This is a genomic window from Vibrio sp. Vb1026, from assembly GCF_033338745.1.
Lineage (GTDB): Bacteria > Pseudomonadota > Gammaproteobacteria > Enterobacterales > Vibrionaceae > Vibrio > Vibrio alginolyticus.
The window spans coordinates 187,270-199,593 of the sequence record NZ_JAWOTH010000005.1; the positions used below are offsets into that span (position 1 = coordinate 187,270).

At 46.1% G+C, this 12,324-nt stretch carries 11 protein-coding genes; all 11 read left to right on the top strand.

Translation table 11 applies throughout. From position 1 onward, the window contains the following. Positions 1-153 precede the first annotated feature (153 nt). The 11 genes from R7E47_RS10810 to trmH all read left to right on the top strand — a co-directional run bounded on the left by R7E47_RS10810 (position 154) and on the right by trmH (position 12,212). Entirely contained in the window at positions 154-2,754 is a 2,601-nt protein-coding gene (locus tag R7E47_RS10810; RefSeq protein ID WP_017634998.1) for a TonB-dependent receptor plug domain-containing protein, read from the top strand. A gap of 65 nt (positions 2,755-2,819) precedes the next feature. After that, complete coding sequence (locus R7E47_RS10815) at positions 2,820-3,584, top strand: DUF3450 domain-containing protein (RefSeq protein ID WP_005379365.1); 765 nt, start codon at positions 2,820-2,822, stop codon at positions 3,582-3,584. Between the two features lie 3 nt (positions 3,585-3,587). Further along, on the top strand, positions 3,588-4,949 hold the full coding sequence (locus tag R7E47_RS10820) for a MotA/TolQ/ExbB proton channel family protein (protein WP_017634999.1): 1,362 nt from the start codon (positions 3,588-3,590) through the stop codon (positions 4,947-4,949). A gap of 9 nt (positions 4,950-4,958) precedes the next feature. Further along, on the top strand, positions 4,959-5,486 hold the full coding sequence (locus R7E47_RS10825; RefSeq protein ID WP_005379363.1) for a MotA/TolQ/ExbB proton channel family protein: 528 nt from the start codon (positions 4,959-4,961) through the stop codon (positions 5,484-5,486). Between the two features lie 25 nt (positions 5,487-5,511). Further along, positions 5,512-5,919 (top strand): ExbD/TolR family protein, encoded by a 408-nt coding sequence (locus R7E47_RS10830; RefSeq protein ID WP_005379359.1) that lies wholly within the window; start codon positions 5,512-5,514, stop codon positions 5,917-5,919. A 4-nt stretch (positions 5,920-5,923) separates the two neighbouring features. Further along, positions 5,924-6,556 carry an energy transducer TonB gene (locus R7E47_RS10835; RefSeq protein ID WP_005379353.1) on the top strand — a complete coding sequence of 211 codons (633 nt, stop codon included), beginning with the start codon at positions 5,924-5,926 and terminating at the stop codon, positions 6,554-6,556. Between the two features lie 9 nt (positions 6,557-6,565). Further along, positions 6,566-7,789, top strand: a complete 1,224-nt coding sequence (locus tag R7E47_RS10840) for a tetratricopeptide repeat protein (RefSeq protein WP_054579406.1) — start codon at positions 6,566-6,568, stop codon at positions 7,787-7,789. Positions 7,790-8,238: 449 nt separating this feature from the next. After that, on the top strand, positions 8,239-8,862 hold the full coding sequence (gmk, locus tag R7E47_RS10845; RefSeq protein ID WP_005379347.1) for a guanylate kinase: 624 nt from the start codon (positions 8,239-8,241) through the stop codon (positions 8,860-8,862). 181 nt (positions 8,863-9,043) lie between these two features. Next, positions 9,044-9,316: a DNA-directed RNA polymerase subunit omega gene (gene rpoZ / locus R7E47_RS10850; RefSeq protein ID WP_005379346.1), complete on the top strand. Its 273-nt coding sequence runs from the start codon at positions 9,044-9,046 to the stop codon at positions 9,314-9,316. Positions 9,317-9,355: 39 nt separating this feature from the next. Continuing rightward, positions 9,356-11,476 (top strand): bifunctional GTP diphosphokinase/guanosine-3',5'-bis pyrophosphate 3'-pyrophosphohydrolase, encoded by a 2,121-nt coding sequence (gene spoT, locus R7E47_RS10855; RefSeq protein WP_005379340.1) that lies wholly within the window; start codon positions 9,356-9,358, stop codon positions 11,474-11,476. A 52-nt stretch (positions 11,477-11,528) separates the two neighbouring features. Next, entirely contained in the window at positions 11,529-12,212 is a 684-nt protein-coding gene (gene trmH / locus R7E47_RS10860) for a tRNA (guanosine(18)-2'-O)-methyltransferase TrmH (protein ID WP_017820702.1), read from the top strand. Positions 12,213-12,324 lie beyond the last annotated feature (112 nt).

The window sequence follows — 12,324 nt, forward strand, 5'->3', positions numbered from 1 at the left end:
TCTTTTTTACATTTAAGCATCCCCGTTTACCACTGGTTTGACTTCCTTTTTTCATCTCGGTTATACATTGGCCGAACGTTAACGAAATATTAACGTCACATTTGGCCGCTATGCGGCCAGACATAGGAAATAATAATAATCGGAGCAACAAGGATGTATAAAAACACAACCGCTTTATCTGTTGCGATAAGCCTTGCTTTGGGGACAGCAGCAGTTGCAGCCCCAGCAACAGCACTGGCAGAAGAGCAGCAAGTTGAAAAACTTCAAAAGATGAAAGTTACTGGTTCGCGTATCTCCACGACGGATATGGAAGGTCCTTCACCAGTTACTGTTATTAATAGTAAAGACATTGAGTCTAAAGGCTTTAACAGCGCGCAAGACGTATTGAACAGTTTGACCCAAAACACAGGTGGTGTAATGGCTCAAACAGACTCTTTCTCGTTTACACCAGCAGCGCAGTCAGTCAACTTACGTGGCCTTGGCGCGTCACGCACATTGATTCTTATTGATGGCCGTCGTCTTCCTCAATACCCGCTAGCACAAGATGGTACATCTAACTTCCAAGATATCGGCCAAATCCCTGTCGCCGCTATTGAGCGTGTTGAAGTAATGACCGACTCAGGTTCTGCTATCTACGGCTCCGACGCAATCGGTGGTGTCGTAAACTTCATTTTAAAGAAAGACTTTGATGGCGTTTCTGTAAAAGTACGCGCGGGTGACGCGACGGATGGTGGTTACCAAAACGGCCGTTTAGACGTTGTGGCTGGCAAAAACTTTGACGACAAACGTATTCTCTTCGTTGGCCAATTTGCGGGCAACGAAATGCTAAAGCAATCTGACCGAGATGATTGGGCTGGCGATGACGGTTCTAGCCGTTCTCAGCTAAGTGGCTACTCTAGCTACGGTGCAAACTTTGAAGGCGCCAACGGAACACTTCTAACACCAGCTGATGCTGGTTCTTCATGTAAAGAAGTCGTTGGTGATGCCGCGATTGAACGAGCGGATGGAAAGTGTGGTGTTAACCGTTCTGCATACCGAACATTAAAACCAGAAAACAAACAAGTAGACCTACTTTTACGTGGTGAAATGGACATTAACGACAATGTCACTGCCATGGCAGAAGCCCGTTTTGGCTACAAGTCTACAGAATCTGAATTCGAACCTAACCCTTACAGCGTTGAAGTTGATGCCACTCACTTCCGCGGCGAAGGCGAATACACTCGCCGTATGGTCGAATTTGGACCACGCGAAAGTAACACTGAAGCCGATTCTTTTGGCTTAACCTTGGGCTTGAACGGCCTGCTTGCTGATACGTATGATTGGGACCTATCCGCTGGTTACTCTGAGCAAAGCGTTGAAACAAGCAACCCAGCAATCTTTCTAACTCTCGACCAAGCTGTACAAAATGGTGATGTCGATCTTCTAGGGCCTATCTCACAAGACGTTGTAGACAAATACAGCGGCACTTCAAGCAAAGAAGCTTACTCAAAGCTTTACTCTGTTAACGGCTCACTGGCTGGTGATTTGGTTGAACTTCCTGCAGGTATGTCTGGCTTTGCTGTTTATGGTGAATGGAACCGTACTGACTACAATGAGACGATTGATGCTACAACAGCAGCTGGTGGTTTCTCTGGTCTAGGTGGAACGTCAGGCGGCGGTGACCGCGATCAGATTGGTCTTGGTGTTGAAGCTCTTATTCCTATCATTGAAGATTTAGAAATGACTGTCGCTGGTCGTTACGACCACTACTTCGACGACTCGGCAACTGGCGGCGCATTCACTCCTAAAGTAGCCCTAGCATACCGTCCTACTGACACCCTATTGCTGCGTGGTAGCTACGGTCTAGGCTTCCGAGCTCCAGACTTGAAGCGACTATTTGGTGATCAAACTCGAGGCTTTGGTTCTGGTTTTGACCCTGTGCTTTGTGCCAACGCTGGTGGTAGCGGCCCACAAGATAAAGATAAGTACCCAGAGTGTGATACTCAGTACTTCGATACGCTTAATGGCCCTAACTCTGAGCTGAAAGAAGAAACAAGTACAAACATTAACTTGGGCCTAGCGTGGGAGCCTGTGGATGATCTTGGTGTAACTGTTGACTGGTACCACATCAAGATGGAAGACGTCGTAACAGCACCAACTTACCAAGACGTAATTAACGATCCAGGTAAATACCCAGGTACTGAAGTCGTTCGTAACCCAGATGGCACCATTAAGTCGGTATCCTATGGTCCAGTGAACCAATCGTATGAAGAGCGTTCTGGTATTGACCTAGCGATCAAATACGCATACGACACTAATGAGTTCGGTTCATTTAACACGCGTGTTGCTGTAACGAAGATCTTGATTGCTGAATATCAAGAAAACGACAGCGAACCTGTAACGGATGAAAGAGATTTCATGCCTGAATACACCGCAACGTTAAATCTTGGCTGGGCATATGAAGATGTCGCTATCAACCTATTTGGTAAATACCGCGACCGTATGTGTTCAAGCTACGCAAACCGTTACTACTTTGATGACTGTGATTCTGCTAAAAAAGCGGGTTACAAAGCAGAAATCGCTAGTATGACAACGTGGAACCTAACGGCTTCTTACCAATTCAACGAGAGTGGCCGTGTAACTCTTGGTGCTATCAACATGTTTGACAAAGTACCGCCTGCAGATCCTCTAAGCGATACCTCTCCATTCTATGCAACTGGGTATGACGATCCAATCGGACGTCAGCTATACGTCGAGGCATCATACGACTTCTAAAAAATATTTGGCGCGGGTTTTCCGCGCCCTTTTCGACTGACTAAAACACTGACAAGGATGCAACCATGAAATTCAAGGAATTTGGTCTCAGTGCCATAGCTGCAGCATTGCTTACTATCAGTAGTAGCTCTATAGCGGCCAACTCTGGTGCTGTCGTTTCCACACAAGCAAAAGCAAATCAATCTTCAGAAGCTTCGCAACAAAAAATCGACAATTATGCCGAAAGTACTGAAGGCATGTTGGCAGAATACAAAGGCTTACTACGTCAAATCGACAGCATGAAAGTCTACAACGAGCAAATTAACCGTATGGTTCAATCACAGCAAGGTGAATTGGACTCATTAAATAACCAAATTGCTCAGATCGATCAAACGGCAACAGAAGTAGTGCCACTAACACTTAAAATGATCGATGCACTCGATGAGTTTGTGACTCTCGATCTGCCTTTCCAGAAAAAAGAACGTAATAAACGTGTCCAAGAACTGCGTCGTCTCATGGATCGCGCCGACGTAACGACTTCTGAGAAATTCCGTAAAGTTATGGAAGCCTACCAAATTGAAGAAGGCTTCTCTCGCTCAATTGAATCTTACAAAGCTAGCCTAGATAGAAATGGGGAAACCGTGACTTACGACTTCCTACGTATTGGTCGCACGGCGCTTTTATTCCAATCTCCAGACGGTGGTGAGACAGGTATGTGGAACCAACAAACACGTCAATGGGAAACATTACCGGAAAGCTACCGCATAGCGGTGCAGCAAGGCCTTCGTATCGCGAAGAAGCAAGCGCCACCAGCGCTAATCAAATTGCCTGTATATGCTGGGGAGGAATAAGAGATGAAAGGATTCAAAACTCTAGCCGCTGGTCTACTAGCGAGCTTATTTATGGCTTCAGGCGTACAAGCAGAAACGCCTAAAAACCTATCTGAACTACTCAAAAACGTAAAATCAGAAAGCATCGTTGAGTCAAAAGAGAACAAAGCCCGTGAAGCTGAGTTCAAGAACAACCGAGATAAGCAAGCAGCATTATTGCAACAGGCTCGTGAAGAGCTAGCTTCACAGCAAGCACTGGGCGATCAACTTAAAGCGACATTTGATGAAAACGATAAGCAGCTGACTGAACTAACAGAAACCTTACGTGTTCGCTCTGGTACTTTGGGCGAAATGTTTGGTGTGGTCCGCCAATATGCGGGCGAGTTTAAAGGCTTATTTGCAGCCTCTCAAAACGCAGTTCAGTTCCCAGAGCGTGACGCTCTACTAACGAAACTGGCTGAAAGTAAAGAACTGCCATCAACACAAGAGCTAGAAGCATTCTGGCATACCATTCTTCAACAAGTGGTTGCCTCAGGCGAGACAGCAACAACCCAAGCAACGGTTGTTTATGGCGAAGGTAAAGAAGCGGTTCGCGATGTTACTCTTGTCGGTGAATTTAACGCGATTGCCGATGGTAAGTACGTTACTTATGTACCTCAAACAGGTAAGTTCGAAGAACTCTCTCGACAGCCTCGCACCAATATTACACGTCATGTTGCGGGCTTTGAGTCAGCGTCAAACAGCTATGAGCCACTGTTTATTGACCCATCCCGTGGTGTAATTCTGTCTCTACTTGTACAAAGCCCTACCGTTCAAGAACGTATTGATCAAGGTGGCATTGTAGGTTACGTCATCCTTGGTATGGGTGCAGTTGGCGCTATCATTGCTCTAGTTTGCTTCCTACGCCTTCAAGTGATTGGCGGTAAAATGCGTAAGCAAGCGAAATCAGAAACCGTGATTCCTGGTAACCCTCTGGGTGAAGTTATCCAGGCTTACCAAGAGCACAAAGGTGACAACCTTGAAGATCTTGAAGCGAAACTGGACGAAATCATCCTACGTAACGCACCGAGCATTGAACGCTTTATCAGCTCAATCAAACTGTTCGCTTCTGTAGCACCACTTCTAGGTCTACTGGGTACGGTTATGGGTATGATCGGTACGTTCCAAGCAATCACACTATTTGGTACAGGTGATCCTAAGCTAATGGCTGGCGGTATCTCTGAAGCTCTTGTTACAACCATGCTAGGTCTGGTTGTCGCAATTCCATTGCTGTTCCTTTACACCATCGTACACAGTAAAGGTCGTCGTTTGGTTCAAACTCTTGAAGAACAGAGTGCAGGCTTCATCGCTCGCTATCAGGAAAAACTACATAAAGCCGAAAGCTAAGGAGGCGTTATGTGGTGGTTAGTTGGAGAACTTGAATCAATTAGGCGCTTCTTGGGAATGGGTGGCGATGTACTCGTCGCCATCTTCATCCTCAGCTTTATGCTGTGGGCAGTATTGTTAGAACGTTGGTTCTATTTTGCTGCCGTCGCTCCAAAAGCCATGAAAAAAGCCGTTGGCTCATGGCAGGGGCGATCAGAGCACCAGAGCTGGAACGCTAAGATGATCCGACAAGAAATTGTTTCTCGTCAGGACATTGAGAATAAAAAGGGCCTGCCAATCGTGAAAGTGTTGATTGCGCTTTGTCCCTTACTGGGTTTGCTCGGCACCGTTGTTGGCATGATCCAAGTATTCGACATCTTAGCGGTAACAGGAACAGGAAGCCCTCGAGCAATGGCCTCGGGGATCTCAAAGGCAACAATCCCAACGTTAGCCGGGATGGTGGCTTCTCTATCAGGACTGTTCTTTAGTTCACGTCTTGATCATTTAGCCAAAGTCACAACGCAAAAGCTGGAAGATAAGCTAAAGCATATTGCCTGAGTAAATGGAATTAGAGGTATAGGTCATGAAAAGACGCTATAGCAGTGATAGCAGTGATGAAACCGCTATCGATATGACACCGATGCTCGACATCGTATTCATCATGTTGATCTTCTTTATCGTAACAACATCGTTCGTAAAAGAAGCTGGTCTAGAAGTAAACCGCCCGACAGCAAGCTCTGCGCAAACCGTGAAAAAAGGTAACATCATGGTCGCAGTTGGTGCGGCGGGTGATGTTTGGGTTGATAAACGCCGCATCGAAGTGGACGCGGTTCGCGCGAATATTGAACGTCTTCGTGCAGAAAGCCCTGATGGCGCAGTTGTTATCCAAGCCGACACTGAAGCAAATGCTGGCGTAGTCGTGAAGGTTATGGACCAGATCAAAATGGCAGGTGTAGAAAGCATCTCCATTGCCGCAACCAATAAGGATTAAGCTTATGCGGTATCTGGCCTCAATTGCACTGGCGCTCATTGTCTCCCTCGGGTTGTTCTGGGGGATGGACAAGCTAGTAAACAAAGAGCGCCACGAGTTAGTGTCGAATGATGACCTGCGTATGGTCGAGTTTATTCGCATTAAACCAGACGAAAAAATACAGGAGAAAAAACGCGAACTTCCAAAACCACCACCGCCTAAGCGTCCGCCGCCACCGCCAGAAATGAAAGTGACAGCGACAGTAAAACCGGTGATGGAGCAGACCCCAATGGATATGCCAAAGCTTGACCTACCCGTAAATGTTACAGGTGGTTCGGTGCTTGGACATTATAGCCAGGGTGGAGGTGCGCAACTCGCGGGTAGCGGAGGTCCAACACCTCTAGCGACATTCCAACCTCAAATGCCTAGGAAGGCTGCGAAAGCAGGAATAGAAAAAGGGGTCGTCTTATTAGAGTTTACTGTAAACGCACGTGGTGCCGTAGAGGACATCAAAGTTCTTAAAGAGCAACCACGACGCTTAGGCCTCGGTCGAGCGGCAAGAAAAACAGTCTCTAAATGGACATTTAAACCAAAATTGGTTGACGGGAAACCTGTTAGCTCGCGCCTATCGCAAGAAATAGAATTCTCAACCAATTAAGGAGTCACGATGAAAAGTTTATGGAAAAGCAAAGTGGCTTCTTTAATTCTCTTCGTAGGAGTGGCAATGGCCGCTCCTACGATGGCAAAAGAAGCTCCTCAGTTATCAGATCGGACATTTCGAACCGTTAACAAAGTGCAAGAGTTGATCGCAACTGAAAAATATTCAGCAGCGAAAGAAAAACTAGCAAGCGCTTTAGAAAGCACAAGTTCGAAAAAATACGACCGAGCAGTTTTACTTCAGCAGACTGGCTTTTTGTATTCGCTACAAGACAATTATGTGCAAGCAGCAAAATACTTTGCCGAAGCATTACAGCTCGACGCACTTCCCGTTCCTGTTGCTCAACAAGTTCGCTACAGCTTGGCTCAGCTTTACCTAGCTGAAGAAAAGTATACGTTGTCTGTAAAAACGATGAAGGAATGGTTCAAGGTTGCAGAAACAACCAAAGAGAAGCCTCAAGCTCATGCTTATATCACGTTAGCGAGCGCTTATGTTCAGTTGGAAGATTACAGAAATGCAATCCCGCCAACCAAAAAAGCCATCGCGATGAGCAAGAGCCCAAGTGAGTCTTGGTACTTAATTCTCGTTGCATCTCACTACGAGTTAGGCCAGCTGAAAAGCGTTGCCAGTGTACTCAAAACTCTGACTTCAAAGTACCCTCAGAAAAAGCGTTACTGGATGCAACTTTCTGGTGTCTACATGGAGCTAGGTCAAGAGCGCAACTCTCTAGCCACCCTAGAAATGGTTTACAAAATGGGGAAACTAGAAGGAGAGAAGGAATATTTACGCTTTGTAAACTTCTTGGCTTATCAAGGTATTCCATATAAAGCAGCCAAAACTCTTGAAAAGGAAATGGCAGCTGGAAACATTGAAAAGACGAAGGAAAACTATGACCGCCTAGCCAGCTTCTGGCAGCAAGCTAAAGAGCTAGATAAATCAATTCTCGCTTATAAAAAGTCATATAACCTCGCTCCTTCTGCTAAAACGCAAATTCAGATTGCTCGCTTAATGATACAAGACAAGCAGTATTCTGAAGCAACTCGTTTTGTAGAAAGCGCGGCATCCAGTGCCTCTAAAGAGCAAAAGGCAGAACTTGAATACATTCGCGGGATGGCCTATTTCGAGCTTAAGCAGCCACAAAAGGCCTTGCAGGCGATGAAAGGCGCTGCTCAATCGCCAAAATTCAGGTCAACCGTTAGCCCTTGGATAAATTTCCTAGAGTCTCAAGGATAATTCGAAGATTAAGTGTGAGTCAGTCGCACGCCTGGGGAAGTGAAAGCTTCCCCTTTTTTCCGTTTTATCTTTATTAACCCCTATTTTTAACCAGAGTCACTCACGCAAGCCAAATCGGGACTCTAAACCTAAAATCAGCACACTAAACGGTTGTAGAAATGGTTTTAATAACAGAGTGCGCGGATGGTAAGTCCTGGTATCACGCTCCTTCTTCGCTGTTTAGGAACACTCTGGCGTAAGTAACTATTTCATCTGGGACGATCACAGACAGAAAGATCAACTGGTAACAAAATAGAGATCATGATACTCTTCGCCTCCATTTTTCTGGCGGGATTATCACCAATATCCACCCCTTTGGTGGTTGATTTCTCAATGCCAGTGCTATCGTTATAAGAATGTCGAACTTTCCTTCGGCACTCAATCAATCCAATCAAAAGTGGAACAGTACAATGGGCAAAGGTACTCTCTATATCGTATCTGCACCTAGCGGCGCAGGTAAATCTAGCTTGATCTCAGCGATGTTGGAACGCAACCCAACCTACGCAATGAAAGTGTCTGTGTCTCACACCACGCGCAACATGCGACCTGGTGAAGAAAATGGTGTCCACTACCATTTTGTAGCGAAAGATGAGTTTGAAGCCCTGATCGCTAAAGGTGACTTCCTAGAATACGCAGAAGTGTTTGGTAATTATTACGGCACATCTCGTGTATGGATTGAAGAAACACTAAATAAAGGTATCGACGTTTTTCTAGATATCGACTGGCAAGGCGCACGCCAAATCCGTGAACAAATGCCAGAAGCCAAAAGCATCTTCATCCTGCCACCATCAAACGGTGAGTTAGAGCGTCGCTTGAACACTCGTGGTCAAGATAGCGATGAAGTGATCGCAAAGCGTATGGCTGAAGCCAAGTCGGAAATCTCTCATTACAACGAGTACGACTACGTGATCGTAAACGACGATTTTGATACCGCTTTGATGGATTTTAAAGCTATCTTGCGTGCTGAAAGATTGAAGGAAGAAAAGCAAGCTGCTAAATATAAAGGTATGCTTGACGCGTTGTTAGCAGAGTAACTTCAAAAAAGTCACGCTGTAAAACATAAAGAATTTCCCGTTTTTTGCCCAGTGCGAAAAACACAATAAACTACCTGAGAAAGTCCACAAACGGTGGCTTGTCTAATTGCTAGTAAATAAAGTAGTTAGGTTGTATACTTTCTCGTCATTCTAAAATTTTAGTTAACTATTTGGAGTCCTCATGGCACGCGTAACTGTTCAAGACGCTGTTGAAAAAGTTGGCAACCGTTTCGACCTAGTACTGATTGCGGCTCGCCGCGCTCGTCAAATGCAAACTGGCGGTAAAGATGCACTAGTGCCAGAAGAGAACGATAAGCCAACGGTTATCGCTCTACGCGAAATCGAAGAAGGTTTAATTACTAAAGAAGTTCTAGACGCTCGTGAACGTCAAGAACAGCAAGAGCAAGAAGCGGCAGAGCTAGCGGCAGTAAGCAGCATCGCTCACAACCGTTAATTCTGACTTTAGAATTCAACAACCTCCCGGGCCTATAATTTGTATCTATTCGATAGCCTCAAAGACGTTGCCCAAGAATACCTAACAGAGCCTCAGATTGAGGCTCTGCGTCAATCTTATGTGGTAGCGAGAGATGCCCATGAAGGGCAAACCCGCTCTAGCGGTGAACCATACATCATCCACCCTGTCGCAGTGGCTCGTATCTTGGCCGAAATGCGCCTTGATATCGAAACCCTCCAAGCTGCTTTGCTGCATGACGTCATTGAAGACTGTGATGTAACTAAAGAAGATCTCGAAGAGAAATTCGGCAACACTGTCGCAGAATTGGTTGATGGTGTATCTAAACTGGACAAACTCAAATTCCGCGATAGGAAAGAGGCTCAGGCTGAGAACTTTCGTAAGATGGTTCTGGCCATGGTGCAAGATATCCGCGTCATTCTGATCAAACTTGCTGACCGCACGCACAACATGCGTACGCTTGGCGCGCTTCGACCAGATAAAAAGCGTCGTATTGCTCGTGAAACGTTAGAAATTTACGCGCCCCTCGCTCATCGTCTTGGTATTCACAATATCAAAACCGAACTCGAAGAGTTGGGCTTTGAGGCGCTATATCCCAACCGCTACCGCGTACTGAAAGAAGTGGTTAAAGCCGCACGTGGTAACCGTAAAGAGATGATCCAACGCATTCACAGCGAAATAGAAGGCCGTCTGCAAGATTTTGGCTTGAATGCTCGCGTCGTTGGTCGTGAGAAAAACCTGTTCTCTATCTACAACAAGATGAAAACCAAAGAACAGCGCTTTCACACCATCATGGATATCTATGCGTTCCGAGTCGTTGTTGATACCGCTGATACTTGTTATCGCGTTTTAGGCCAAGTACACAGCTTGTATAAGCCACGTCCTGGTCGCATGAAAGATTACATCGCGGTACCAAAGGCGAACGGCTATCAATCGCTACACACTTCCATGGTTGGCCCACACGGCGTACCTGTTGAAGTTCAGATCCGTACTGAAGATATGGATCAAATGGCGGACAAAGGTGTCGCGGCACACTGGTCTTACAAAGACAAAGGCGACAAGTCTGGTACCACTGCGCAAGTGAAAGCTCAGCGTTGGATGCAAAGCCTGTTAGAGCTACAACAAAGCGCGGGTAACTCATTCGAATTCATTGAAAACGTAAAATCCGATCTTTTCCCAGATGAGATTTACGTCTTCACACCAAAAGGTCGTATCGTTGAATTACCTTTAGGCGCAACGGCTGTCGACTTTGCCTATGCCGTACATACCGATGTAGGCAACTCTTGTGTTGGTGCTCGTGTTGATCGTAACCCTTACCCATTGAGTAAGGCATTGAAAAACGGTCAGACGGTGGAAATTATCAGTGCCCCTGGTGCGCGTCCGAATGCGGCATGGCTAAACTATGTCGTGACTTCTCGTGCCCGCACTAAGATTCGACAAGTACTGAAAACGATGCGTCGTGAAGAGTCGATTACTTTAGGTCGTCGCCTACTTAATCACGCACTTGGCCGTCACTCGATTGATTCAATTTATCCAGAAAATATCCAAGAAGTCTTGAATGATCTTCGCCTAGAAAGCATCGATGATTTATTGGCTGCTATTGGATTGGGTGAGTTGATGAGCATTGTGATCGCACGTCGTCTCCTTGGTGACACCGAAGAGCTCACGACAACAAGTTCAATCCCAACGGACTCGAAGAAGAAGCTTCCGATTCGTGGCGCAGAAGGCTTATTGCTGACGTTTGCAAATTGTTGTCATCCTATCCCAGATGATCACATTATTGCTCACGTATCGCCTGGTCGTGGTTTGGTTGTTCACCGAGAAACATGTCCGAACGTTCGTGGTTATCAGAAAGAGCCAGACCGTTATATGGCTGTCGCTTGGTCTGAAGACTACGATAAAGAGTTCATTGCTGAACTTAAAGTCGACATGCTTAACAACCAAGGTGCTCTTGCAGAACTGACCAACGTGATCTCGAAAACAGGATCAAACATTCATGGCCTTTCAACGGAAGAACGTGATGGTCGTCTATACACTGTGACTGTGCTGTTGACGACGAAAGATCGTGTCCACCTTGCTGGTATCATGCGTAAGATTAAGGCAATGCCTCAAGCAACCCGAGTCAGACGCAGAAAGAACTAACCTCTATCGCCACCTACTCTGTTAGGTGGCGATTTTTTATACCTCAATAAATATGAACCTAGAACGTTACAACCGTATTCACCAAGTCCTAAAAACTCGCCAAACTGATCTGACACTTTGTCTCGAAGAAGTACATAAGCCAAACAACGTCTCTGCTGTGATCCGCACCGCTGACGCGACAGGCTTACACAAAGTTCACGCAATTTGGCCAGACAAAATGCGTACGCTGAGCCATACCTCAGCTGGCGCGCGTAACTGGGTTGAAGTGGATACTCACGATTCGATTGAAACTGCGATTACCGAACTCAAAGCGCAAGGTATGCAGGTTTTGGTGACCAATCTTTCGGACACCGCCGTCGATTTTCGCGAAATCGACTACACCAAACCAACGGCAATCATTTTAGGCAGCGAAAAGGTTGGCGCTTCGGAGCAAGCCAAACAGCTTGCCGATCAAGACATTATTATCCCGATGGTGGGCATGGTGCAGTCACTAAACGTATCGGTTGCCAGTGCCGTAATTTTGTATGAAGCGCAACGTCAACGTGAAGCCGCAGGCATGTACGACCGAGAAGAAAGCGCTCTGCCTAAAGAGACAATCAACCGTATTCTCTTTGAACGTGGTCACCCAGTGCTGGCAAAGGTCGCGAAACGAAAAGGGCTCGTTTACCCACCACTCGATGAAGAAGGTCAAATCATCGCCGATGACGCGTGGTGGCAAGAGATGCAAAGCAAGTAACAGACTTTCGTCATCCTGAACGGCGGCGAAGGAGCGTGGTTCAGGATCTAATTCTCAAATATACAGATGCTGATAGTGTTAACTTCAGCGACATACTTGTTGGAAATAGAAT

What these genes read in the sequence shown, in the direction of transcription:
- rpoZ (WP_005379346.1), top strand. Translation starts at nt 9,044, where the DNA reads ATGGCACGCGTAACTGTTCAAGACGCTGTTGAAAAAGTTGGCAACCGT.
- R7E47_RS10840 (WP_054579406.1), top strand. Translation starts at nt 6,566, where the DNA reads ATGAAAAGTTTATGGAAAAGCAAAGTGGCTTCTTTAATTCTCTTCGTA.
- R7E47_RS10835 (WP_005379353.1), top strand. Translation starts at nt 5,924, where the DNA reads ATGCGGTATCTGGCCTCAATTGCACTGGCGCTCATTGTCTCCCTCGGG.
- R7E47_RS10810 (WP_017634998.1), top strand. Translation starts at nt 154, where the DNA reads ATGTATAAAAACACAACCGCTTTATCTGTTGCGATAAGCCTTGCTTTG.
- R7E47_RS10815 (WP_005379365.1), top strand. Translation starts at nt 2,820, where the DNA reads ATGAAATTCAAGGAATTTGGTCTCAGTGCCATAGCTGCAGCATTGCTT.
- R7E47_RS10830 (WP_005379359.1), top strand. Translation starts at nt 5,512, where the DNA reads ATGAAAAGACGCTATAGCAGTGATAGCAGTGATGAAACCGCTATCGAT.
- R7E47_RS10820 (WP_017634999.1), top strand. Translation starts at nt 3,588, where the DNA reads ATGAAAGGATTCAAAACTCTAGCCGCTGGTCTACTAGCGAGCTTATTT.
- R7E47_RS10825 (WP_005379363.1), top strand. Translation starts at nt 4,959, where the DNA reads ATGTGGTGGTTAGTTGGAGAACTTGAATCAATTAGGCGCTTCTTGGGA.
- trmH (WP_017820702.1), top strand. Translation starts at nt 11,529, where the DNA reads ATGAACCTAGAACGTTACAACCGTATTCACCAAGTCCTAAAAACTCGC.
- gmk (WP_005379347.1), top strand. Translation starts at nt 8,239, where the DNA reads ATGGGCAAAGGTACTCTCTATATCGTATCTGCACCTAGCGGCGCAGGT.